This window comes from Bradyrhizobium sp. UFLA06-06 (genome assembly GCF_054820065.1).
The window spans coordinates 26,652-50,434 of the sequence record NZ_JADFUD010000040.1; the positions used below are offsets into that span (position 1 = coordinate 26,652).

Genomic DNA, 23,783 nt, shown 5'->3' on the forward strand with positions numbered 1-23,783 from the left:
CACTCATAACCACACTAACGAGCTATCAACTTGCTTCTCATCAAGAGCGGCCCGGCAATGCCCGGCAGCGACATGAGAAGCAGAATGACAATCAAGGCGCTGTAGCCGCCGTCGCCGATCGCGGCCGTGTTGTGTACGGCGTCGGTCCCCGAGGCGTTGCTGGCGGCGAGCATCGCGAAGCCGATGATGGGCTGCGAGATGCCGGCGAAGATTCCGGCGGCTGTGGTGTTCACGGATGCGCCCACGCCGATCAGATCGGCGGTGTAGAGCTTCTTGACGCATTTCAGCACCAGCGGGACGGTGCCGCCGGCGACGAGCCCCAAGGCAGTGAACACGACGGTGACGTAGGCGAGTCCAAATGTCTGGGCGATCGGCGGCAGCAGCATCGCGATCAGCAGCATGCGCAGTACGCAAATGCCGATCAGCGCACGGTCAAGCGCCGCCGCGGCGCGATCGGCGGCGTGACCCAGGAAGATCGAGCCGAGCGCATTGCCGATCATGAAGGCGAGCAGGGGCGTGCCGGCCGCCGTCGGGGAGATGTGAAAGAAGTGCGCGACCATCGGAATGCCCCAGACGCCCGACAGCGTCGTCACCACCGCGAAGTGCGACGCAAACGTCATTGCGCAACCCCAGTTCGCGACATGGGCCAGCGATTGCCGCGCAGCGGTCATCACGCCCTTCAGCGTCTTGTTGCTATGCGAGGCCGGATCTGGCTTGAGCGCGAGCTTGGCGAAAGCGAGGTTGGCCAACCCAATGCACGCGATGAACAGGAAGCAGGCCCGCCAGCCAAAGCCTGAGACCGCGGCTGCAAGCGGCGTGGTCGCGATGACGCCACCGACATAGCCCGAGACCTGCGAGATGCCCGACATCATGCCGAACCGCTCATCCGCGAAGCTCTGTGCCACGAGCTTCAGGAGTGCGGTGAAGACCAGCGCATCGCCGCAGGCGACGATCAGGCGTGCAACAAAAACGTCGAGCAGGTTCGGTGCCAGCGCGAACGCGGCGCTGCCGAGCGAGGAGGCGATCATGCTGACGAGGACGACGCGCTTGACGCCGTAACGGTCGACTAGAAGGCCTGCCGGAATCTGCATCAGGGTGTAGCCCCAGAAGTAGCTTGAGGCGAGCATCGCAACGCCGGCCGCGTCGGTGTCGAAGTCGTGCATGAAACTGAGGCTGACCGACTGCGGCGATACGCGCTGCAGGAAGGCAATGGCGTAGGCGATGGCCACCGCAGTCCACGCGAGATAGGCGCGATCGGTGAAGCGCGACGTCGGGGCATAAACAGCTTGTTGTCCGAGCATCGACATTACACCCTCGCGTAACCTACCGAGAAAAGGGCATCCGCTGAATTCGGAATCTTCCGCGACATCGCGGCATCGACCAGCGACGCGGTGCCATGATAGGCCTGCCGATGGTGCTTAATGTGGCCGTAAGCGCCACGCATGATCATGTCGGGCAGTTCGAGCGGCTTGCCCGGATAGAGCGAGGTGCACATCTCGATACAGGCCGCCTGCAGGGCGAGATCCTGCGTATCGTCGAGCAAAGATGGAGTCACTTTTTCGCAAATCTTAGCGTTCGCTGCCCAGACGATCGGGTTGCGGGTTCGCCAGCCGTAGAGCACGTTGCCCTCGGCTCTCGCGGCGGCGCCGGAGCATTTCAGGACTTCCGATGTGAAGAAGCCGTAGAAGCCGCGGCCCTGGTGCGCCGGAAGCACTTCCGTGCCGCTGCGATAGATTCCAAGTCCGGCCGACATCTCCAGGACGCGGTAGACCGAGAAGGCAATGAGGCCAGACCGATCGTAGACAAGGATCAGGCTGTACTTCTTGTCGAAGGGCGAGGAGGTTGCTGTCCAGTGCGGCTCGGTGGCCTGCCAGTTGAAGGCAATGATGCCGTTCATGGCGTCCATCAGCGGCTGACGGTCGCAGGCTTCGACCCGGGAGGCATCGGGTAGACTATAGATCGCGTAATCCGTCCAAGGCGATTTGATCGCCTCGTATCCGCTGCCCAGATTTCGCGGCATGGCAGAACTCCAGAATTCCATTGCGAGCTATACAGGGCAGCCTCGAATGGCTTAAAGGACAATATGCCCTCGAAAACTGCCAAAGCGCCCCGGCCTGAGCCGCGCGACAAGAAAGCAACGCGGCGGATCGCGATCGTTGCCTTTCCGGGTGTGACCTTGCTCGACATCTCGGGACCGGCGCAGGTGTTTGCAGAACTGGAAGCGATCGAGCTGCCAGGTCCGGACTACTCGCTGTCCTACCTGTCGACCTCCGGCGGGTTGGTGCCGACCGATGTCGGCATGATGATCGACACAGCGCCGATCGACAGTATTGCGCCCGCCGAGGTCGACACGCTGGTGATCCCCGGCGGGCCCGGCATCTGGAAGATCCGCAACGACGCGAAGTTGATGAACTGGATCGCGGAGGCGCTGCCGAAGGCGCGCCGTATCGCGTCGGTTTGCCTTGGCGCATTTGCGTTGGCCTGGACCGGGATTCTGGACGGCAAGCGGGCAGCAACGCACTGGCGTTATTGTCCCCGTCTGCAGGATAGCTTTCCCAATATCCGGGTTGAGCCCAACGCGATCTTCGTCAAGGACGGACGGGTCTGGTCATCGGCCGGGGTCAGCGCCGGCATCGATCTGGCGCTCGCCATGATCGAGGAGGATTTCGGCCACACCATCGCGCTCGATGTTGCGCGCAGACTTGTGGTGTTTCTGAAACGGCCGGGCGGTCAGAGCCAGTTCTCGACCGTCCTTGCCGCCCAGGCATCGGACGTCGAGGGACGCTTCAGCGCGCTGCACGCCTGGATCATCGAGAACATCACGAGCGACCTCAAGGTCGAGACCCTCGCGGAAAAGGCGGGGATGACGCCGCGCACCTTTGCCCGGACCTATGTCAGCCGCACCGGCATGACACCCGCAAGCGGCGTCGAGGCGCTGCGGGTGGAGACCGCGCGCTTGCTGCTCGAAAGCCGCCAGATCGGCGGCGTGGTCGAGGTCGCCAAGCGCGCGGGATTTGGCGATGACGAGCGAATGCGGCGGGCCTTCCTGCGCCACCTCGGCGTATCGCCGACCGAGTACCGAAACCGGTTTTCGGGCAGCTAGCTCGCCTCGGGCGAGGCCGTCCGGACGCGGACCGCTTCGCGTCGAAAGCCGATCTATCTCACGAGCGAATAGCTGGCCTTCGCTGGCAGGATTCGTGGCTCAAGGTGGTAGCTTTTCCGCTTTGTCTGCGGCTAATGTGCCGGCCAAATCGGGAGAAGAAACACCATGAATGACGGGACCCCCATTCGACAGGCGCGCAATGTCGAACTCGGCGCCAGCGGCGAGGAATTCCAGAACCTGCACGAATTCGCGCGAAAGGCCCGCGCCAAGCTGAATCAGAACGCCTGGGACTACATCGTCGGCGCCTCGGAGACCGAGACCACGATGCGCCGCAACAGAATGGCGCTCGACGAGATCGCGTTCCGGCCGCGCGTCCTTCGCAACGTCATCAACGTCGATCCTTCCACCGAGGTATTTGGACGCAAGCTCCGGCTTCCCGTGATGATCGCCCCGGTCGGCGCGCTCGAGATCTTCGATCCGGATGCGGGCGCGGCCGTCGCGCGCGGAGCGGGAACGTTCGGCGCGGCGCACATGCTGAGTTCGGTGTCCGAGCCCGGGCTGGAGAACACCGCCAAGGCGGCACCGGATGCGCTTCGCATCTTCCAGCTCTATGTGCGCGGCGACGATGCCTTTGTCGAGGATGTGGTCAGCCGCAGCATCGACAACGGTTACGCCGCGTTCTGCCTCACCGTCGACACCGCCCATTACAGCCGGCGTGAGCGCGACATAGCCAAGCGCTATGTCCGCGAGAGCCGCATCCGCGCCACCGGCGGCGATTTCCAGAAGGGGCTGGAATGGCGGACGGTGAAGTTGATCAAGGACAAGTTCAAGATTCCACTTATCCTCAAGGGGATCGCCACCGCCGAAGACGCCAAGATCGCCCTCGACCACGGGGTCGACTGGATCTATGTCTCAAATCATGGCGGCCGACAGCTCGACCATGGCCGTGGGTCCATGCATGTCCTGCCCGAGATCGTTCAGGCGGTCGCGGGCCGTGCCAAGATCATGGTCGACGGCTCGTTCTGCCGCGGCACCGACATTGTGAAGGCAATCATTTCGGGCGCTGATCTTGTCGGCATCGGCCGCCTGCAATGCTGGGCGCTCGCCGCGGCCGGCGAGGCCGGCATTGTCCGGATGCTTGAACTGCTGGAGGACGAGGTGATCCGCTGCCTCGGTCTGCTCGGCGTCACCAGCTTTGCCGAACTGGACAAATCCTACCTACATCCGGCGATGCCGACCAATCTGCCGAGCGTGTTCAGCGCATTCCCGCTTCTCGATATCGATCCCTACCGCTACTGAGCCGCTGCGAGCGATGCATGAAGCGCTGGCGCGATCGAGGCAATGTGCGCCTCGATCGCGCCAGCCGCCATCAATCTGTGGTGTCCATGAAGCCGCCGCGGCAACGACAAAGTCTGATCCAAATGCCGCACTAGTCGAGGCGCATGGCAAATAATCCATTCGCGGAATTTCCACTCGAACGCGCGATCGGCTTGCGCTGGACCTTGCGGGATATCCAGGCGGGCAGGCTGAAATTGTCACCGGTCAGCGACGAGGATCTGCACATCCTCGCTGAGCTCGGTCTGATCGAGCTGCATGACGACGAGCCGGGGCTGACAGAGGCGGGGGCCGCCGTGCTGAGCGACTGAACGGGCGCCCGGTCTAGCGCGCGTTCAGGAAGCTTTCACCGGAATTGCAAGGCGTGCACTGATAGGTCAGCACGTCGTAGACTTGGTCGCGCGGCTCGATCAAGGCAAGCCGCATTTGCGTGCCGCACTTCATGCACGGCATCTCTATGCTGGTTTTGAACCGGGTGCAGGTCGGTGTTGGACGAACGGCGCGCAGCATCGGATCCCCTTATTCCCCAGAGACGCGAACGCGACCGACGAAGAAGCCGAATCACTATGCCACAGTGCTGACATGATTGGAATCGGCTGTCGGTCCGGGCTAGGTAATTTTTCCTCGATCGGCCGGAACGGGTGAGGCTTTCATGGCTGCGATCCGGCGCTGACGCCGTCACAATCTATGCTAACCTCGCCAGACGCTTATTTCAGGGGGCGCGATCATGATTGAGCCGAAGCTTGAAGTTCCAGCCGAGTTGCGCGATCTCGCGGAAAAGACCATCGACCAGGCCGAACAGGCCTTCAGCCTGTTTTTTGATGCCGCGAGCAAGTCGATGACGACGATGCCGGGCGCCGGTACCGAGATCTCCAAACAAGCGCTGTCGTTCACCGAGCAGAACATGAAGGCGGCGTTCGAGCATGCGCGCAAGCTCGTGCACGCAACGGATCTGCAGGAGGCGATGCGGATCCAGTCGGAATTCCTGCGCAGCCAGTTCACCAATGCTGGCGAACATATGCGGCAGATCAGCGGTAGCGTGATGTCGGCGACCAAGGACGCGACGAAGGGCAAGTTCTAGGGCGGCTTTCGCGGTCCCATCGACGCTTTAGCGCCGGCGCGCGACGGCGACGCCGAGCAGAAACGCGACGAACAGGCTTGCGAGCGGCGCTTCGCGCGTGACCGCACTCACGGTGGCCAGGGCTCCGCCCGGTCGGCGCGAGGTCGCGATGGCATCGCTGAGGCGATCGGCGGCCGCTCGAAGTCCGTCCGACACCTCCGTGATCGTACGCGAGACGTCCGTCGCGGTGTCGATCGCTCGTTCACCGAGTGTGGGTTGAAGCGGGGACTCGGGTATTTCGGAGCTCATGTGCGGTGCCGCGATTTTAAAGGCCACTGACTGACGTCAAGTGACCACCACCTTTGCTATCCGCACGTTCTGAACGGCGGTGGCGGCCATATATCTCAGAAATTCCGCAGCGGTGGATTGGTTCCACCGACATGCCTCGCTTTCACATTCGGGAACCGGAAACTTACGCGCGGGTCGCGGCTTGTTTCCGTGGAGGAGGCGATGATGACAATGCAGGCGCATGGCATTGCGGATGGCGGTTCGGTCAAGCATCGAAATCGGCATGGTGGCACGCCGCTGTTGGTCGCGGCCGTGGTTGCGATCCTCGGCGTGCTCGGCATGCTGATCGTGGATCACGGTCCGTGGAACAAGCCGAACGTGCAGCCGGCCGCTTCGGCCAACTACTCAACGACCGGCGAGGCGGCCCGAGCCGCTGGCGCAAAGGTAATACCGACCGAGCCCAAGGCACCGATCGAGCCTGTTCCACCCGGCCCAAAGCCCGCTCATCCGGCAAATCCGAGCACGCCGCAATAGATGCCGGTGTTGGTGGGATCACATCCCGACGCAGGCCGCAGGAATTGACTCGTCGGGCAAATCAGCGGCACAAAATCATCGTCGGAAATATCGCGAGATGATCAGCGAACGCTGACCAGCATGCCCCACGCTGCTGCAAATCCTGCACCGACGAGAACCAGCACCGGACTATCGCAGAACATGCCGCCATACTGGCACATGGTGGCACCAAGAGAGCCGATCTGATGATGGCCCGCGGCGTAGAACAGGCCGGACAGGACCGCGAGCACGGCAGCAACGAAATACATCGACGCTTCCTCCTTGCAATCAAATGCGGCGCGGGTCAGTTCGACCGACGCGAGCCAAAACTGTATGGATGTCGATCCAAATATTGTGAGCTGTCCGCTTGACGCGTCGGGCAACTCAGCGGCACACTGACATCATCGCAGCAAGCATAGGCGCTTGGCGCCGGCTCACGTTGCAGTTTCGGATCAATGCGCAAACTTTCGCTCAAGGCGGTTTCTCACCGTCGAAGCCGACGCATCGCATTTTACCGATCGCATTCAGCCCGAAAAAAGGGTTTGACACGTCGGGCAACTCAGGGGCATAATCCGAAAATCAGAAATTGTTGAGCCCGCGCGGAGCAATCCGCGGCGGGCTTTTTCTTTGCCGTTTCACCAATCGGACGGCGGCCGCACCGTCACGACGCCACATCCTCCCAGCCCGTCGCCTGAGCGTCGCAAGCGCGCCGCCGTCCGAACCCTTTGAAAAGATCAACCGAATTGGCCGGTGCGCGCGAACGCGCCGGTCCTGCGGCGCGGCGCAAGCCGGCGCCGCTCGCGGCCCCACTCGTCAGGGATAAGGTTCGCGCCCCAAAGATCGCCGCCTGCTGCGCGATCTGCCGCACATTCCATTCCATGGCCGCGTCGCACGCCCACGGCCGATCAATGAGGTTTATATGACCGCCTATCTGATATCGCTCGCGCTGGCGGGCCTGCTTGCCATCGCCCTATGGGAGTCCGCAGCATGAGCGCCGAGATCATCCAGTTCATCCCGCGAGCCCGTCGGGATCGTGAGCCGACGGACTTTCCCACGATCGCATTTCGCTCCGCGTTGCCCGATCCCGAGACGAATTGCATCGACACGGCGCCGAGCGAATACCTCCCGACCGATTGGCAGGAGAAATGAGTGGCGAAAACGACTACGCAGATTCGCTCGCTTGCCCGAAGCCATACGCGAAGCGCACTCAACGCTTTGGTCGGCGTGATGCGGTCGACCAGCGCAACCCCGGCTGCCCGCGTTTCCGCGGCCAACGCCATCCTCGATCGCGGCTGGGGTAAAGCGCCGCAGGCGATCGAGAACGGCGACGGAGCGCTAGAGCTTGTGCACCGCATCGAACGGATCATCGTCGAGCCCGAAGAAGTCGAAGACGAAAATACCTGAGAGGCGAGGGCGCAATCCTCTCTGAGGCAGAGCGCTCGATCTGCCTTTGTCCGACGTGTGTTCGAATACGTTCAATCACTTCACCGCTAGCGGCCGGACCACTCCTGTCGCCGCTCGCTGTACCGTGCTGCAGAACCGCCCTACCAGGGCACGGATCAGCATGATATCTATCATGGCGTGCTCCGCGCAAAAAGTGCTGCTATGGCGAGAGTCTGATGTGGATCGTCGCGACGGCTGTTGAACTGCTTGTATTGTTTTTTGTCGACCTCGTTGGTTACAACGTGGCGCGGTTTGTCCTGCCACTTCTTTCGTTTGGAAGAATTAGCGTGGCGCCCGGCATGTCGAACGACCAACGAGAGTTCGGCTGGCTCGGTGCCAGGCGTGACGGGCTCGGAAGAGTAGAGCTGGGGGCGAGCGCTGCCGGCGGGATCGGACTTATTATCTGTGCTCTCTGTTTAGCGGCGGTCTTGTTCTTCGTGCGCTGATGTAATCGGTGTGACCGATAAGGGTCTCGGCGGAAGAGCCGGCGATGGCATTCGTTGCGATAAATCGCACGATGTTCGCAGCATTGATCGGGTTGGCATTCTGTTGCGCCGGTCTTGCGGTGGTTCTGCGTTCCGTCCGCCGGTAGCCGCTCCCAAGCGAACAAATTCTGAAAACACTCGACAACGATAAGACGTCTTCCCGAAATCGCGCATGCGCGGGCCAAACTTACTCGGACCAATTCGGGCGGACCTCGAGCCAAGGCTGAAAGCACTCATGTGGCAGTTGATTCTGGAAGAGGTTGCTCGAGAACTTGAGAGGAGGGCTGCCCAATGGGCGGGACGGAAGGTCTTCCGCAAAACTGTAGATGGGGGCGAGCCGAATAAGCCTGAAGCATATGCCGACAGGATCAATCGAGAGTTCGGGCTCCGCGATTATTTCAAGGCATGGAATCTTTATGATTCGGATCGTGCATATTGGGAAGAACTCTTCGGTAACGACCCTTTGAATTCCCCCGATCATCCTGCCTCACCTCCAGGCAGCCTGTTGCCGCGCGCGGACGCGCCGCGCAATCCGCGTTATGATTATCTCAATCCGGCGCCGAGGGGGGCTGGCGCCTTCGGCCGGTTCGGCACCGGCGGACAGTTTTCGGCGGGATCAGCTATATCGTCGCAACCGCTCTACGAGACGCGATCGTTCGTGGGGCCACCTGATTCGCCGCAAGAATCGGACAGCAACGGAGCGCCTGTGCGGCGGCTGGTGCGAGTACCGACGGCGGGCGAGAGCCAGGCCAGATTCGACGGTGGAGCACCGGCCGTGCCGTTCGTTCCACGGGCTACGAAACCGGGGCGTCCCGCCACATTCAGCGAGCGCTTCGGAGGATTCGCATCCCCAATGGCCGAGCCTCGGGCTCCCATCGATGGACAGCCTATGCCGAGTCCTCCGTTGCCGCCGTCGGTCTTTCGCTTTCCGGACAATTCCGACATTCCGGAGATGGATTTCAATAATTGGCTTGCCAGTCTGATCAGGCCGCGTGCTCGTCAATGACAGTTCACGGCCGACGATTGCAGCAAGGCAGCCGCCCGGCGCTCAAGCGGTCTTGCCTCATCGAGAGTAGTCTTGTCGATCCTGAAAATTCCAACGGCAAAAGTGTTCGAGCCGCTGTTGCGGCCGGCGCGTTACAAGGGTGCATTCGGTGGCCGCGGATCGGGAAAATCCCATTTCTTCGGCGAGCTCCTGGTCGAGATGTGCCAGGCCGAGCGCGGCACGCTGGCGGTTTGCATCCGCGAGGCGCAGCGGACGCTGGCGCAATCGTCAAAACGGCTGATCGAAACCAAGATCGCGTCGCTTGGCGTCGGCCAGGGGTTCAAGAACTATTCGGACAGGATCGCGACGCCCGGTGACGGCGTGATGATCTTCCGTGGGATGCGGGATCATACGGCCGACTCGATCAAGAGCCTCGAGGGCTTCAAGATTGCGTGGATCGACGAAGCGCAGTCGCTGAGCGCGCACAGCCTCGCCTTGCTGCGGCCGACGATCCGTGCGCCAGGCTCGGAATTGTGGGCGAGCTGGAATCCGCGGCGGAAGTCGGACGCGATCGATGACTTCCTCCGGATACGCCAGCCGTCCGGAGCCATCGTCGTCAACGCAAACTGGCGCGACAATCCGTGGTTTCCCGCGGTGCTTGATGAAGAGCGGCGCACGGATCTCTCGCTCTATCCCGATCGCTACAATCACATCTGGGAAGGAGGCTACGTGCAGGCGTTCGAAGGCGCGTACTTCGCGGAGCTCTTGACCCAGGCGCACAAGGACGGCCGCATCGGCAGGGTGGCCGCAGATCCGCTGCTGCCGCTGCGCGCCTTCATCGACATCGGTGGGGCCGGTGCGACCGCCGATGCCTTCACGATGTGGATAGTGCAGTGGGCCGGAAGGGAGATAAGGATCCTAGACTACTATGAGAGCGCCGGCCAGGTCCTGGCGTATCACGTGAACTGGCTGCGCTCGCGCAACTATCGGCTCTTCGAACCTGTCTCGCCCTGGGCATGGCAGCACACGCTGTATTGGCGGAAGGAACTCGTCTAGGCCACGCGACCTGGTTCGGGTTGTTGCGAACAATTCAATGACGTGGAGCGCCCGGTGGCTTCGGCCGCCGGGCTTTTTTCAGTTTCTGGTCATGGGTAACACCCTTCGGCAAGCAGCGGTCGTAGCTGGTATCGAATCTTGGGCGCGGGAATGCTAGAATGGGCGTGTGCAGTGCGAACGAAGCATCGCTGGAAGCGTTTCCTCAAATGGGCGCCCGGCGGCAGTCGTGGATCCTGAGCGTTGAAATCGCGAAATGCAGGCTTGCGCGTCTTGATCTCTGGTGATCGATCGATAAACTGAGTTGACGGCTCGATCGCACGTGCAAATGTCTTGGAGATCGAACGAAGGAAGAGACCATGGTTGAGGTTGACCGCGGGCTCGACACGAAGGTACAGCCAGGCCCGGATATGGATCGTTATTCGGTCATGGTCGCACGAGCCAGAGCGCTCGTTCCGGCTTTGCGCGAGCGGGCATCGCGGACCGAAGAGCTGCGCCGATTGCCGCCGGAGACCGAGCGGGATTTGCTCGATAGCGGCCTTTTCCGGATTCTGCAGCCCAAGCGCGTCGGAGGCAGCGAACTCGACTATGTTGCACTGGTCGACTGCGCCGATGCCCTCGGGCAGGGAGACGCCTCGGTCTCCTGGAATTTTGCCAACCTTGCAAGTCACCACTGGATGCTGGGTATGTTCGAGCCCGACGCGCAGAGCGCGGTGTGGGGAGAGGATCCGGATGCGCTGATCGCGTCTTCCTTTGTCTTCCCGGCAGGTCGTGCGAAGAAGACAGGTGGCGGATATGTTCTGAGTGGTCATTGGCCGTTTTCCTCCGGGGTGGAATCCTGCGGATGGAACATGCTCGCGAGCGTGGTCGCCTCGGATGATGAAGCCGATGGTGTCGAGTATCGGCTATTCCTGTTGAACAGGCGGGACTACAGCATCGACGACACCTGGAATGCGGCTGGTTTGCGCGGGACGGGGTCGAACGACGTGCGGGTAACCGACGCATTCGTTCCCGAGCATATGACGGTTGCCGTCAGCGATCTGGCGGGAGGTGCAACGCCGGGCAGTGTCGTCAATCCGAATCCGCTCTACATGCTTCCGGTCTTTTCGTTGTTTCCCTATGTGCTGTCCGGGGTTGGTTTGGGAAATGCACAGGCTTGCCTTGATGACTATGTTGAGATCGCGCGACACCGCGCTTCGACATATAACCGGGCCAAGATCGGCGACCTGCAAAGCACACAGATCAAGATCGCCGAGGCGTCGGCGAAGATAGATGCCGCGCGGCTGGTCATGCGCACGAACTGCGTTGAGGCGCTTGCGGAGGTCCGGCGTGGCGACATCCCGGGCATTGCAGCGAAGACGAAGCTTCGGCGCGACGGTGCGTTCGCGGTCAATCTGTGCACCGAGGCGGTGTCTCTTCTATTTGCGGCGGGCGGCGCACGCAGCCTGTTCACCTCGGGACCGTTGCAGCGCCAGTTCCGCGACGCGCATGCGGTGAATTCGCATCTCGCGTTCAATTTCGACGCGGCGGGCACCAATTACGGGCGAGTGGCTCTCGGGCTGCCGTCTGAAAACCTGACGCTTTGAGGTGAGCCGGATGTCCGACTCACCCAAACATCCGCTGGATCCCGCCGGTGAGCTCGCAAGCGATAGTTCGGTGATCGATCCCCGTGATTTCCGCAATGCGCTCGGCACGTTCGCAACAGGTGTGACGATAGTCACCGCGATGTCGGCTGAAGGACGGCCGTATGGAATTACTTGCAATTCCTTTGCATCGGTGTCGCTCAACCCGCCACTGGTGTTGTGGAGCCTGGGCACGTTTTCGCAGGGGCTGCCGATCTTCCAGAATGCCAGCCATTTTACAGTCAACGTTCTAGACGCGTCGCAGCAGGCGCTGGCGATGCAGTTTGCCAGATCGTCGGGTGACAAGTTCGCGGGTGTGAGCTGGACGCCGGGTCTCGGGAATGCTCCCGTGCTTGCCGATGTGGTCGCGAATTTCCAATGCCGTGCCGCCAACCGCTACTATGGCGGGGATCACGTCATCTTCCTGGGCGCGGTGGAAGCCTACGCCTATAACCGGAACAATCCGCTGTTGTTCGCGCGCGGAGGTTTTGGCCGGTTCCAGGCCGACGGTGGTGACAAGACATCATGAATCGAAAGACGCCCGTCAAGCGCGTTCGTGCCAAGCAGAGGCGACTATCAGCTGTCGATCGTCGCAGCGAATTCGTTACCAAGGCAACCGAGCTGTTTGCGGAGGAGGGATTTGGCGGCGGCACGCGTGCCCTTGCCCACAAGCTCGGCGTGACGCAGCCGCTGCTTTACCGCTACTTTCCGAGCAAGGACGATCTCATCAAGGAGGTCTACCGCAAGGTATATCTCGAACCCCTTGAAATCGGCTGGGAGAAGCTGCTCTCGGATCGGTCACGTCCGCTCCGCGTGCGGCTTCAGGAATTCTACGAAATCTATACCGACGCGATTTTCAACCGAAGATGGCTCCGGATCTATCTCTACTCCGGCTTGAAGGGCCTCGATATCAATCGCTGGTATGTCGGCATGGTCAAGGACAAGATCCTGACGCGCATTCTCAGGGAATGCCGCCACGACGCTGGCCTCGCGACGCAAGGCAGGCCCAGCGCCGCAGAACTCGAGCTGGCCTGGGTGTTTCACGGCGGCATCTTCTATTATGGCGTACGCAAGTACATCTACGAAGCGCCTGTCCTCGAGGACAAGGCGCAAATGATCAGTGACGCGCTGGATATCTTCCTCGCGGGATTTGAGAGGATGGCGGAGAGCGCGACCGATCGTCGGCGGGCGCCGATCAAGGTCGTCGGCTGAGTCGCGCTACATTGTCGCCATCTGACCCCGATACCAATCGCCGATCTCGCTTGCCGTCATGAGGGCGACGCCGTCATGGCCGATGACGTAATCGAGCAGGGCCTCGAGGTACTTGATACGATGCGGTACACCCGTGATGTAGGGATGCACCGAGATGGCCATGATCCGCGCGTTCTCTGCGCCCTCGAGGTACAGCCGATCGAACTGGTCAGTGCAGCGCGTCAGGAACTGTTCCGAAGGAAGGTGTTGCAGCGCGTGAATGACAATGTCGTTGGTCTCGACCGAATAGGGAATCGTCGTCACGGTGCCGTGCGGCGTGGCGATGTCCTGGGGGAGATCGTCGATCACCCAATCGGCCACGTATTCGATCCCGTTGAGGCGCAGGAGATCGAGCGTTTCTTCGGTTTCGGTCAGGCCCGGGCTTTCCCATGATCGCGGCGGCTTGCCGGTAAATCCAGCAATCGTGTCGACCGCGCGTTTGATTGCGTCCGCCTGGTTCTCGACCTTATGCATCGGGCCCTGCACAAACCCATGTCCCATGAATTCGAAGCCCGCCTCGCGCGCCGCCGACGCCACACGCGGATAGCTGTTGCAGACATTGGCGTTCGCAGCCAGCGTCACCGGTATCTTTCGATCGGTGAAAGCTTTGAACTGCCGCCAGAAACCGGCGCGCATGCCGTATTCATGCCACGACCAGTTCGGCACGTCGGGCAGCAGGGGCTGGCCCATCGGTGGGCTCAGCACGGTGCGTGGCATCGCATTTTCGATGCGCCATTCCTCGACATTGAGGATGACCCACACGGCAAGCTTCTTGCCGTCAGGCAATGTCAGTTTCGGGCGGTCGACCTGCGCCTGGTACGGAATGCGATCAGTAAAGGTCATGTCGAACCTCCTTCACGTCGATGATCCGGCAGCGGCGGCATTGATCCGCGGCAGGACCTTCTCGGCCATCAGGATCATCGATTGACGGCCAAGCTCGCGATCTTTCCAGTCCTTGCCGGCGTAAAGCAGGGTTCCGAAGGTGCCAATCTCTTCCTGGAACGCCAGCAACTGGTCAGCCACGCTTTCGGGCGTGCCGTAGATGATCAATTTGTCGCAGATCGACTCCAGTGTAACCTCAGCGTCGGGTTGATCCCGTCGCGTCTTGAACAATTCGAGCCGGCCACTGCGCTTCAGCTTCGTGAACAGCTGGTGATAATAATACACGTAGGGACTATCGGGCGATGTGGCATACGCCTTCGCGGTTGCTGCATCCTTTGCCACGAACACGCTCTTGGCGACGCGCCAGTTGGCAGGCTCGGCTGCCCGGTTCACGCGCGCGCAACCCTCGACATATTTCGGCCAATGGCTCTTCACCCAGGCCGGCATCAGAAAGTTGGCCGAGATCGGATCCCAGCCGCGCGCCGCCGCCTCCGTGACGCCCTTTGAGAATGGCGCAACCGCGGTCACCACGATTGGCGGGTGAGGGGCCTGCAAGGGGCGAGCGACGATTCCCTGGCCGATGTCCTCGATCAGAGTCCTTTTGACCGAGACGTTCCAATATTTGCCCTGCAAATCATAGGGCGGCTTACCGGCCCAGATATCAAGAACCTGATTGATGGCCTCGAGGAACATGGCATTACGGTCGGCATCGAGATTGCCGAAAACCTCCGCGTCGGACGGCAATCCACCAGGGCTGATTCCAAGTATGAAACGGCCGTCAAGCATGTGATCAAGCATGGCGACAGCCGCTGCGACTGCTGCCGGATGCGTGTTTGGCATGTTGATGGTGCCGGTTCCAAGCTTGATCTGCTTGGTTGCGGCTGCGAGCCAGGCAATGAAGGCGATGCTGGAGGTGATGTTCTCGGCCTTGTCGGTGACGTGCTCGCCGACATACGCCTCGGTGAACCCGAGCTCATCCGCGAGCAGAAAAGCCTCGCGATCCTCCCATAGCGATTGTCGCCAATCCTTGTCGAGAGGATGGATCGGCATCGTAAAAAAACCGAGCTTCATGATCCGCCTCCCCGCGATTTGAACTTTTGTTGGCACGGAACCTGCGTCCTTCCCGAGGCGAAGACAAGCCCTGCCGCACAAATAATCACTCGATAAACAAGCTTGACCTTTGAAGAGGGCGGCCCTCTAATCGGGCAAACCAAAATTGGGCCCGGGAGGCCACGCCCACATGAAAGCTGCGGCTTTCGCCTACGCCCGCGCGACCAGCGTCGCGAATGCGCTGGAGTTGCTCGCCGTGCACGGCGACAAGGCGAAGGTTCTGTCGGGTGGTCAGAGCCTGATGCCGGCGATGAACCTGCGGCTGCTGTCCCCGGACATTTTGGTCGATATCGGCGGCCTCGCCGAGTTGCGCGGCATCACCGTGAAGGGAGACGTGCTGGTCGTCGGCGCGCTGACCCGGCACGTCGATCTGCTCGGATCGCCGGAGGTTGCACTGCACGCGCGGCTGTTGCGCGATGCCGTTGCCCACGTTGCCCATCCCGCAATTCGCAATCGCGGAACGATCGGCGGTAGCCTCGCTCACGCCGATCCTGCGTCGGGGCTGCCGGCCTGTGTAGTGGCGCTCGACGCCACGATCGTCGTTCGGGGCTCGGCCGGCGAGCGCCGGATTGCTGCGACTGAGTTTTTCAGGGGAATCTACGAAACGGCGCTGTTGCCGGACGAGTTGCTTGTCGCGGTCGAGGTGCCGGTCGCAGGCCAGGGCTCGACATTTTTCTTTCAGGAGTATGCGCGGCGGCACGGCGACTACGCTGTCGTTGGTCTTGCCGCCCGTGCTGTTGTTGCAGCCGGGAGGTTCTCAGCTCTTTGGCTCGGCTTCTTTGCTGTTGGCGATCGGCCATTGCTCGCGGCGGCCGCCGGCAAGCTGATCGATGCCACCGTAACGCCGACCTTGCTAGCAGAGGCGGCGACCGCACTGGCCGATGAACTCGATCCACAGGAGGACCAGCAGGCGACCGCGGCCATGCGTCGACACCTCGCGACGGTCTTGCTCCGGCGCTGCGTGGCAGCATTGCTGGCACGGCCAGAACTGGAAACGGGAGTCGGCAAGTGAACGCTCCGGTACCGGTCTCGCTTCTGGTCAACGGCGAACCGATCGACGCATTCGTCTTGCCACGGCTCAATCTTGCTGATTTCCTCCGGGAAAATCTCAAGCTGACCGGAACCCACGTTGGGTGCGAGCACGGCGTTTGCGGTGCCTGCACAGTCCGGCTCGATGGCGAGATCGTTCGCTCCTGTCTGATGCTGACGGTCCAGGCGCAGGGCGCGTCAGTTGAGACAATCGAGGGGCTGTCTGACAGCGGTGAAATAGCCGATCTTCAGGCGGCATTTCGCGAACGCAACGCATTGCAGTGTGGTTACTGCACGCCTGGGATGCTGATAACGGCGCAGGACCTGCTGAAGCATATGTCCGTGCCTGATCGTCGAGCGATCCGCGAGCATCTTTCGGGCAATTATTGCCGCTGCACAGGCTATCAGGCCATCGTGGATGCGGTGGAGGCGACGGCAAAGACGCGCGCGGAGCGGGGCGTATGATGGTGACGCGGGCGCCAGCAGACACGCTTTCGGTGCTTGATCGCCCGAATTCCTATATCGGCAAGACCGTGCCGCGGCCGAACCTCGACAGGTTGCTGCAGGGGCGCGGCCAATATGTCAGTGATCTCGAATTGCCGCGGATGGCGCATGTGGTTTTTCTACGGTCGCCACATGCCCACGCCAAAATCGCAGCGATCGACGCCGACGCGGCAAGGCGCATGCCCGGTGTCGTTTCCATCGTCACGGGTCGTGAACTTGATGCGGTCATCACGCCGTGGGTCGGGGTGCTCTCGCACCTGAAGGGACTGAAGTCAGCGCCGCAGCACGCGATCGCGGTCGACCGTGTGTGCTGGCAGGGCGAGGCCGTTGCAGCGATTGTGGCGACCAGCCGTGCTGCAGCCGAAGATGCCGTGGAGCATATTTCAGTCGACTACGAGGAACTCGAGGCGGTCACGGACATGCGAGCTGCGCTCGATCCGGCAGCTCCCGTCATTCATGCCGCGCTCGGCGACAATCTTGCCTTTGAGCGGACGCTCGACGCCGGCGACGTCGATCATGCATTGTCGGGGGCCGAACTCGTCGAGGCCGACTTCGTATTCGGGCGCCACACCGGCGTGACACTTGAACCGCGGGCCGTTGTTGCCGATTGGAATGCGGCCGAGGCACGGCTCACGATCTATCAGGGCACGCAGGCGCCTCACATGGTGCAGAACATCGCAGCGCTGCATCTTGGGTTAAGGGAAGCGCAGGTCCGGGTGGTCTGCAAGGATGTCGGCGGCTCGTTCGGCATCAAGGTCCATATCTACGCCGACGAAATGGCGACTTACGCGCTGTCCAAGCTGTTGCGCCGGCCGGTCAAGTTCGTGGCCGACCGCGTCGAGAGTTTCAACACGGACATCCACGCCCGCGATCATCGGTGCAGGGGGCGGATCGGCGTCAGGCCGGACGGTACGATCACGGCCTTCGAGATCGACGACCTGACGGGGATCGGCCCGTATTCGATGTATCCGCGCACCAGCGCCATCGAGGCCAATCAGGTGGTCAATCTGGTCGGCGGGCCCTATGCCACGGCGAGCTATCGGGCGCGGGCGCGCGTGGTCTTCCAGAACAAGAACGTGATGTGCCAGTACCGGGCGGTCGGACACCCGATCGCCTGTTCGGTCACCGAGGGCCTGGTCGATCTGGCGGCAGCGAAGATCGGCATGGACCCCGTCGAAATCCGGCGGCGCAATCTGATCGCCGACGATGCCTATCCGTGTGCGTCACTCTCGGGCATGAAGTTCGAGCAGCTCTCGCATCACGCCTCGTTGACCAAGCTGCTTCAGATGATGGATTACGACGCGCTGCGCGCTGAGCAAGCGGCCTTGCGCGCCAGAAACGTCCATCGAGGCATCGGAATCGCGAGCTTCATCGAGGTGACCAATCCGAGTGCTGCCTTTTACGGCGTGGGCGGCGCGAAAATCTCATCGCAGGACGGCGTTGCGGTCCGGCTCGACGCGCAAGGGTCGGTGATCTGCCAGACCAGCATCACGGAACAGGGGCAAGGGTCGGAATCGCTGACGGCCCAGATCGTCGGCAGCGTGCTTGGCGTTTCGATGGAGCGCGTTCGCATCATCCTGGGCGACACCGACAACACGCCCTATGGCGGTGGCACCTGGGCCTCGCGCGGTGCCGGCATCGGCGGCGAAGCTGCATTACAGGCAGCCAAGGCCCTGCGAGAGAATATTCTGAATGTCGCTGCGGCCATCCTGCAATCGACGCCGGCCGAGCTCGATATCGTCGACAACGGTATCGTCAACACCGCCGACGGCGCGCCGCGCATCGAACTGCACGAGCTTGCGCGGATCGTCTATTTTCGACCGGACACCCTGCCGCCGGGCATCCAACCCGAATTGATGGCGACCCGGCATTTCGTTCCGCGCCAATATCCCTTTGCGTTCACCAACGGCGTTCAGGCCTCATGGCTTGAGGTCGATACCGAGACCGGGTTCGTTAAGCTGCTGAAGCATTGGGTTGTCGAAGACTGCGGCACCATTATCAACCCGCAACTGGTCGACGAGCAGATCCGGGGCGGGGTCGTGCAGGGGCTCGGCGCGGCGCTGTTCGAGAAGTGCATCTACGACGAACGCGGTCAGCTGACCAATGCCAATATGGCGGACTATCTGGTCCCGATGTCCGGCGAGATGCCCGATATCGAGATCGGCCATGTGGTGTCTCCGACGCAGGAATCGGAGCTGGGAGCCAAAGGGGCAGGGGAGGCGGGGACGGCCGGCGCGGCAGCGGCGGTTGCCAACGCGGTCAATGACGCGCTCCGGCCGTTTAGCGCAACAATTACCGAGATTCCGCTCACGCCTCAGGTTATCCTGACCGCCTTGGGACGGATCTGAGCGGAGACGTTCCGGGCAACGACAATACGATAAGCAAAACGCAGACAGTTCTTGGGGAGGAATAGTCATGACGAAGAAGGTCACCGAAGCTGGATCGATATCACGGCGTCGTCTGCTGACGACGGCAAGCGCCGGCGCCGTTCTCGCCGTCTCGCCTTTTCGCATCAATCTGCTTCAGGCCCAGGAAACGCCCATCAAGATCGGCTTCCCGGTTCCTTTGACCGGTCCATACGGCGCCGAGGCCCAGGACCAGGTGCGGGCGGGCCAGCTTGCTGTCGCCCAGTTCAATGATGCCGGCGGTCTCAACGGCCGCAAGGCCGAACTCGTGGTGCGCGACGACAAGCTGAATCCCGGCGAGGCGGCGACGCGGACCCTGGAATTGGTCGAGAAGGAGAAGGTGAATTTCGTCGTCGGCAGTCTGTCCGCGGCGGTTCAGCTTGCGATCAACAACGTCACCAAGGAACGCGGCGTCATCTTCAATTCGATCAGCCAGTCCGACGCCATCAATGAGGCGGCAGATTTCAGCAAATACACGTTCCACGAAGCGCTGAACCCGCATATGACGTCAGGGGCGGTCGGTCGCTACGCCTTCACCAAATTCGGCAAGAGGGTTGCGTTTCTCACGGCGGACTATGCTTACGGTCACGAGATGGTTCGCGGCTTTCTCGAGGTCGGCAAGCAATTCAACATCGAGAATCTCGGTGACATTCGCCATCCGCTCGGGACGACTGATTTCTCGACCCTGCTGCCGCGTCTCCAGGCGCTGAAGCCCGATATTCTCTGTATCAGCAATTTCGGCCGGGATCAGCAAATCGCACTGAAACAGGCAACCGACTTCGGCATCAAGAAATCGATCCAGATCATCGCGCCGCTGCTGTCGCATGCCAGTCGCGTTGCGGCGGGCCCTCAGGCATTCGAAGGTGTCGTCGGCGGCTGCTCGTTCTTCTGGGGCATCGAGGACAAGTTCGCCTCGACCAAGGCGTTCAACGACGCGTTCCGCAAGATGTATGACGGCAAGTTGCCTACCGACTACGGTGCGCTCGGCTATGGCGGTGTTCGGACGGTGCTCGAGGCGGTCAAGGGCGCGGGCAGCGTGGAGACCGACAAGGTCGTCGCGGCATTGGAGGCTCTGAAGTACGACTACTACAAAGGGCCGCAATACTATCGCAAATGCGATCACCAGTCGGTGCAATCGGTGCTCGTGATCAAGTCGAAGTCCAAGGACATGAAGAACGAGTCCGACGTGTTCGAGGTTCTATCGACCGAAGAACCTGACGAGAAGAACCTGCGTAGCTGCGACGCGCTTGGCCACAAGAGCTGAGCCATGCGCCGGCGCGCACCGCAAGGGGGTGCGCGTCGTGCTGAGGGCGACAAATGGCGGGCCTGAGCTTTGACCTGATTGCACTGCAACTATTCGCCGGGCTGGCGCTCGGCGCGATCTATGTGCTGTTTGCGATCGGCCTCTCGCTGATCTTCGGGATGTTGACCGTCGTCAACTTCGCCCATGGCGCCTTCTACATGGTCGGTGCCTATGTCGGGCTGTACCTGATTTCGATCGGCGGCAATTTCTGGCTCTGCTTGCTGGCGGTACCGCTTCTGATCGGGCTGTTCGGCCTTGCCGTCGAGCGCGTGCTGATCCGGCCGCTCTACGGCCGCGGCATTGATTATCCGCTGCTGCTGACCTTCGGGCTGAGCTACGTCATGGTCGAATGCGTGCGCATTGCCTTCGGCAAGACTGGTTATCCCTTCGATACGCCCGAGCTTCTGCAGGGGGCTGTCAACATCGGTGTTGGATATTTTCCGCTCTACCGCCTGTTCGTGATCGGCGCGACGGCCGTCGTCTTGTTGGCGCTCTGGCTGTTCCTGGAAAAAACCAGCTTCGGGCTCATTATCCGCGCCGGCGCGCGCGATCCGCAAATCGTCCGCGTCCTTGGGGTCGACGTTTCCAAGGTCTGGTTGATCGTGTTCGGGATAGGCACCGCGATTGCGGGCTTTGCCGGGCTGCTGGCTGCTCCGCTTCAAGGCGTCATTCCCGAGATGGGCGGCACGATTCTCGCCGAGGCTTTCGTGGTGACGGTCGTGGGAGGCATGGGTTCGATCGGTGGCGCCGTACTGGCGGGCCTCCTCGTCGGTGTGGTGGTCAGCATGACGTCGCTGTTTGCACCCGAGATGGCCAAGGTTTCGATCTTTGCCCTGATGGCGATCGTCCTGATCGTCCGTCCCCAGGGCTTCTTCGGCCGCGCCGGATTGATGAGCTGAGAGCCAGGGATGACCGGAGCCACCGAATCCATCAAACAGCCTCGTGCCGCGACGGGCAGTTGGTACGAATTCGCAACGCGGCATCGCGCCAGCATTGTGGCGGCGGTGATCCTGATTTTCCCGTTGGTGATGCCGTTCACGGCCCTCGCGGTGAACATCCTGATCTATGGATTGTATGCCGTCGGCTTCAACCTCGTCTTTGGTTATCTCGGTCTGCTGTCGTTTGGTCACGCGGCGCTGTTCGGAACCGGTGCCTACCTCTGCGGCATCGCCATCGTGCATTTTGGCTGGCCATGGTATGCGGCCATCGCGGCCGGGATCGCCGGCGGCCTGTTGATGGCATCGTTGATTGGCGTGCTCGCGATCAGGACCCGCGGCATCTACTTCGCGATGGTGACGATGGCGCTGTCGCAATGTATCTACTACCTCTTCTATCAGGCGGTTGACCTGACTGGCGGCGAAAACGGCCTCCGCGGCATCAACGTCCGCACCATCGATCTGTTCGGCTTGCGGGTCGACTTCATCAATCCGATGATCCGTTACTATGTCATCGCGGCTTTCGTGATTGCCGCTTTTTTCGTGATGTCGCGCATTCTCGCCTCGCCATTTGGCGCCGTCATTGAGGCCGTGCGGGAGAATGAGATGCGCGCCCGCGCGTCAGGCTATGACGTCACCAAGACCCGATTGCTGACCTTTGTTTTGTCTGGCGGCTTCTGCGGTCTCGCGGGAGCCTTGCAGGCGCTGCATCTGTCGATCGTTCCGATCGAGATCCTGCACTACGAGACGTCGGGCCTGGTCGTGATGATCGCATTGCTGGGCGGCATGGGGACGTTCTTCGGGCCGATGATCGGCGCCGCCGTCTTCTTGGTCCTGGAGAACGTGGTCTCCGTGTGGACGGTCCACTGGCAACTGATCGTTGGCGCCATTTTCATTGCATGCGTGCTGTTCTTCCCCGCCGGCATCTGGGGCACGCTGATCGCGCGAGGCAGGCGATGAGCGCCGCGGAAGGCCAAACCAAAGAAATCATTCTGCGCACCAGGGGCGTCGGCAAGACGTTCGGGAAGTTTGTCGCGCTGAACAATATCTCGGCGGAGTTTTCCAGAGGAGCGATCACCTCCATTATTGGTCCGAACGGGGCCGGTAAGAGCACCTATTTCAATTTGCTGTGCGGCGCGTTTGCGCCCACCAAAGGCAGCGTTGAATTCGAGGGCAAGGATGTCACCGGCCTGCCGCAGCACCGCTTTGCGCATATGGGGATCGCAAAGTCCTTTCAGATCACCAGCGTGTTTCCGCAGCTCACGACCCGTGAAAACATCCGCGTCGGTCTGCAGGCGCTGGTGTCGAGATACGACATCTGGCGTCCCCGCGCGCGCCTGACCGAGCTGGTCGAGCGGGCGGACGAGTTGCTGGCCCTGGTCGGGCTGTGGGAGTCCCGGGAACGTGCCGCCAAGACGCTGGCCCATGGCGAGCAGCGGGCGCTGGAAATCGGCATGGCGCTTGCCAGCCAACCCCGGTTGCTGTTGCTGGATGAGCCGACGGCCGGCATGAGTCCGGAAGAAACCCGGACCATGATGGATCTGATCGTGAAGCTCGCAAAGGAGCGTACGGTCATCCTCGTTGAGCACAAGATGAAGCTGGTGCTCGGGATCAGCGATCGCATCCTCGTGCTGCACCACGGAGAACTTCTCGCAGAAGGAACGCCACAGGAGGTCCGGCAGAACGAGGCGGTGAAGCGGGTCTATCTCGGCCAGCGGGAGCATTGACGAATGCTGCAGATCAGCAAGCTCAATGCCTGGTACGGCGCAAGTCACGCGCTGCAGGACATCACGCTCGAGGTGGCCAAAGGCGAGATCGTCTGCCTGATCGGTCGCAATGGAGCCGGCAAGACGACGACACTGAAATCGATCATGGGGTTGATGGGACGAACGCGCGGCTCGGTCACCTTCAAGGGCGAGGAGCTGCTGAGCCAGCCGGCGCATGTGCGCTTCGCGCTCGGACTTGCCTATGTTCCCGAAGAGCGGCGGATTGTGCAGGGATTGTCGGTCCGGGAAAATTTGCGGCTCGGGCTGGTGGCGTCGCCGGCGAAGAAGCGGGAAGCCGAGCTGATCGACGAGATCGCAGGAGTATTCCCACGGCTGGCCGAGCGCATGGACCAGGAGGCGGTCACGATGTCCGGCGGCGAGCAGCAGATGCTGGCGATCGCGCGGGCGATGATCGCAAAGCCCGACCTGATCATGCTGGATGAGCCTTCGGAGGGCATCATGCCGGTCCTGGTCGACGAGATGTTCGAGCTATTCCGCAACATGAAGTCGCAGGGAACGACGGTGCTGCTGGTTGAGCAGAATGTCGAGCTCGCGCTTGGCATCGCCGATCGTGCCTACGTCCTGGATCAGGGAGCGGTGGTGCATCAGGCGTCGGCGCAGGCCCTGCTGGCCGACGACGAGATCAAGGAACGATATTGTTCGGTGTGAGCG

Annotated in this window: 28 protein-coding genes; 21 read left to right on the plus strand and 7 right to left on the minus strand. The window is 61.6% G+C overall.

Features of this window, described 5'->3' with window-relative positions; translation table 11 throughout:
• Positions 1-14: 14 nt before the first annotated feature.
• Both IF803_RS28340 and IF803_RS28345 read right to left on the minus strand, forming a co-directional pair.
• A complete protein-coding gene (locus IF803_RS28340) occupies positions 15-1,307 on the minus strand; it encodes an MFS transporter (RefSeq protein ID WP_028343178.1) in 1,293 nt (430 codons plus the stop codon).
• Positions 1,307-2,041, minus strand: coding sequence for a hypothetical protein (locus IF803_RS28345; RefSeq protein WP_461194296.1), 735 nt, complete (start codon positions 2,039-2,041; stop codon positions 1,307-1,309). The genes IF803_RS28340 and IF803_RS28345 overlap by 1 nt, the downstream gene beginning before the upstream one ends.
• 42 nt (positions 2,042-2,083) lie before the next feature.
• Between IF803_RS28345 and IF803_RS28350 the strand changes: the two genes are divergently transcribed.
• From IF803_RS28350 to IF803_RS28360, 3 genes are all read left to right on the plus strand, one after another.
• Positions 2,084-3,103 (plus strand): GlxA family transcriptional regulator, encoded by a 1,020-nt coding sequence (locus IF803_RS28350; protein ID WP_018272820.1) that lies wholly within the window; start codon positions 2,084-2,086, stop codon positions 3,101-3,103.
• Positions 3,104-3,268: 165 nt separating this feature from the next.
• Positions 3,269-4,402: an alpha-hydroxy acid oxidase gene (locus IF803_RS28355; RefSeq protein ID WP_456684266.1), complete on the plus strand. Its 1,134-nt coding sequence runs from the start codon at positions 3,269-3,271 to the stop codon at positions 4,400-4,402.
• 143 nt (positions 4,403-4,545) lie between these two features.
• Entirely contained in the window at positions 4,546-4,749 is a 204-nt protein-coding gene (locus tag IF803_RS28360) for a hypothetical protein (RefSeq protein WP_028343175.1), read from the plus strand.
• Between the two features lie 13 nt (positions 4,750-4,762).
• On the opposite strand, the gene IF803_RS28365 is transcribed toward IF803_RS28360, so the two are convergent.
• A complete protein-coding gene (locus IF803_RS28365) occupies positions 4,763-4,948 on the minus strand; it encodes a hypothetical protein (protein WP_018272817.1) in 186 nt (61 codons plus the stop codon).
• Positions 4,949-5,165: 217 nt separating this feature from the next.
• Here IF803_RS28365 and IF803_RS28370 point away from each other — a divergent pair, with 217 nt between their 5' ends.
• Positions 5,166-5,519: a phasin gene (locus tag IF803_RS28370; protein WP_028343174.1), complete on the plus strand. Its 354-nt coding sequence runs from the start codon at positions 5,166-5,168 to the stop codon at positions 5,517-5,519.
• 27 nt (positions 5,520-5,546) lie between these two features.
• On the opposite strand, the gene IF803_RS28375 is transcribed toward IF803_RS28370, so the two are convergent.
• Positions 5,547-5,807, minus strand: coding sequence for a hypothetical protein (locus IF803_RS28375; RefSeq protein WP_018272816.1), 261 nt, complete (start codon positions 5,805-5,807; stop codon positions 5,547-5,549).
• A 210-nt stretch (positions 5,808-6,017) separates the two neighbouring features.
• Here IF803_RS28375 and IF803_RS28380 point away from each other — a divergent pair, with 210 nt between their 5' ends.
• Positions 6,018-6,320, plus strand: coding sequence for a hypothetical protein (locus IF803_RS28380; RefSeq protein WP_051002873.1), 303 nt, complete (start codon positions 6,018-6,020; stop codon positions 6,318-6,320).
• Between the two features lie 101 nt (positions 6,321-6,421).
• Here IF803_RS28380 and IF803_RS28385 read toward each other — a convergent pair whose 3' ends face one another.
• On the minus strand, positions 6,422-6,607 hold the full coding sequence (locus tag IF803_RS28385) for a hypothetical protein (protein ID WP_028343172.1): 186 nt from the start codon (positions 6,605-6,607) through the stop codon (positions 6,422-6,424).
• Between the two features lie 718 nt (positions 6,608-7,325).
• On the opposite strand from IF803_RS28385, the gene IF803_RS28390 reads away from it, so the two are divergent.
• The 8 genes from IF803_RS28390 (at position 7,326) to IF803_RS28425 (ending at position 13,138) form a co-directional block, all read left to right on the plus strand.
• The gene (locus tag IF803_RS28390) at positions 7,326-7,487 is read left to right on the plus strand and encodes a hypothetical protein (RefSeq protein ID WP_155258689.1); all 162 of its coding nucleotides are present in this window, start codon (positions 7,326-7,328) and stop codon (positions 7,485-7,487) included.
• The gene (locus IF803_RS28395) at positions 7,488-7,742 is read left to right on the plus strand and encodes a hypothetical protein (protein ID WP_461194299.1); all 255 of its coding nucleotides are present in this window, start codon (positions 7,488-7,490) and stop codon (positions 7,740-7,742) included.
• 215 nt (positions 7,743-7,957) lie between these two features.
• The gene (locus IF803_RS28400) at positions 7,958-8,227 is read left to right on the plus strand and encodes a hypothetical protein (protein WP_229188825.1); all 270 of its coding nucleotides are present in this window, start codon (positions 7,958-7,960) and stop codon (positions 8,225-8,227) included.
• 274 nt (positions 8,228-8,501) lie between these two features.
• Entirely contained in the window at positions 8,502-9,272 is a 771-nt protein-coding gene (locus IF803_RS28405; RefSeq protein ID WP_461194300.1) for a hypothetical protein, read from the plus strand.
• A 72-nt stretch (positions 9,273-9,344) separates the two neighbouring features.
• On the plus strand, positions 9,345-10,307 hold the full coding sequence (locus tag IF803_RS28410) for a PBSX family phage terminase large subunit (protein WP_461194301.1): 963 nt from the start codon (positions 9,345-9,347) through the stop codon (positions 10,305-10,307).
• Between the two features lie 407 nt (positions 10,308-10,714).
• The gene (locus tag IF803_RS28415) at positions 10,715-11,890 is read left to right on the plus strand and encodes an acyl-CoA dehydrogenase family protein (protein ID WP_461194331.1); all 1,176 of its coding nucleotides are present in this window, start codon (positions 10,715-10,717) and stop codon (positions 11,888-11,890) included.
• 10 nt (positions 11,891-11,900) lie between these two features.
• The gene (locus IF803_RS28420; RefSeq protein ID WP_461194302.1) at positions 11,901-12,455 is read left to right on the plus strand and encodes a flavin reductase family protein; all 555 of its coding nucleotides are present in this window, start codon (positions 11,901-11,903) and stop codon (positions 12,453-12,455) included.
• Positions 12,452-13,138, plus strand: coding sequence for a TetR/AcrR family transcriptional regulator (locus IF803_RS28425; protein ID WP_018272811.1), 687 nt, complete (start codon positions 12,452-12,454; stop codon positions 13,136-13,138). Before IF803_RS28420 ends, IF803_RS28425 begins: the two co-directional genes overlap by 4 nt.
• A 6-nt stretch (positions 13,139-13,144) precedes the next feature.
• Here the strand turns inward: IF803_RS28425 and IF803_RS28430 are convergent, their stop codons facing one another.
• Complete coding sequence (locus tag IF803_RS28430) at positions 13,145-14,020, minus strand: polysaccharide deacetylase family protein (protein ID WP_461194304.1); 876 nt, start codon at positions 14,018-14,020, stop codon at positions 13,145-13,147.
• Positions 14,021-14,032: 12 nt separating this feature from the next.
• A complete protein-coding gene (locus IF803_RS28435; RefSeq protein WP_461194305.1) occupies positions 14,033-15,130 on the minus strand; it encodes an LLM class flavin-dependent oxidoreductase in 1,098 nt (365 codons plus the stop codon).
• Positions 15,131-15,299: 169 nt separating this feature from the next.
• On the opposite strand from IF803_RS28435, the gene IF803_RS28440 reads away from it, so the two are divergent.
• The 8 genes from IF803_RS28440 (at position 15,300) to IF803_RS28475 (ending at position 23,780) form a co-directional block, all read left to right on the plus strand.
• Positions 15,300-16,181, plus strand: coding sequence for an FAD binding domain-containing protein (locus IF803_RS28440; RefSeq protein WP_461194333.1), 882 nt, complete (start codon positions 15,300-15,302; stop codon positions 16,179-16,181).
• On the plus strand, positions 16,178-16,663 hold the full coding sequence (locus tag IF803_RS28445; RefSeq protein ID WP_461194306.1) for a (2Fe-2S)-binding protein: 486 nt from the start codon (positions 16,178-16,180) through the stop codon (positions 16,661-16,663). The genes IF803_RS28440 and IF803_RS28445 overlap by 4 nt, the downstream gene beginning before the upstream one ends.
• Positions 16,660-19,050: a xanthine dehydrogenase family protein molybdopterin-binding subunit gene (locus IF803_RS28450; protein ID WP_461194307.1), complete on the plus strand. Its 2,391-nt coding sequence runs from the start codon at positions 16,660-16,662 to the stop codon at positions 19,048-19,050. The genes IF803_RS28445 and IF803_RS28450 overlap by 4 nt, the downstream gene beginning before the upstream one ends.
• 67 nt (positions 19,051-19,117) lie before the next feature.
• Positions 19,118-20,371 carry an ABC transporter substrate-binding protein gene (locus IF803_RS28455; RefSeq protein WP_461194309.1) on the plus strand — a complete coding sequence of 418 codons (1,254 nt, stop codon included), beginning with the start codon at positions 19,118-19,120 and terminating at the stop codon, positions 20,369-20,371.
• 53 nt (positions 20,372-20,424) lie between these two features.
• Positions 20,425-21,309 carry a branched-chain amino acid ABC transporter permease gene (locus IF803_RS28460; RefSeq protein ID WP_038379171.1) on the plus strand — a complete coding sequence of 295 codons (885 nt, stop codon included), beginning with the start codon at positions 20,425-20,427 and terminating at the stop codon, positions 21,307-21,309.
• A gap of 9 nt (positions 21,310-21,318) precedes the next feature.
• Positions 21,319-22,305: a branched-chain amino acid ABC transporter permease gene (locus IF803_RS28465; RefSeq protein WP_461194312.1), complete on the plus strand. Its 987-nt coding sequence runs from the start codon at positions 21,319-21,321 to the stop codon at positions 22,303-22,305.
• Positions 22,302-23,072: an ABC transporter ATP-binding protein gene (locus IF803_RS28470; protein WP_028336863.1), complete on the plus strand. Its 771-nt coding sequence runs from the start codon at positions 22,302-22,304 to the stop codon at positions 23,070-23,072. Before IF803_RS28465 ends, IF803_RS28470 begins: the two co-directional genes overlap by 4 nt.
• 3 nt (positions 23,073-23,075) lie before the next feature.
• Positions 23,076-23,780, plus strand: a complete 705-nt coding sequence (locus IF803_RS28475; protein ID WP_028343154.1) for an ABC transporter ATP-binding protein — start codon at positions 23,076-23,078, stop codon at positions 23,778-23,780.
• Positions 23,781-23,783 lie beyond the last annotated feature (3 nt).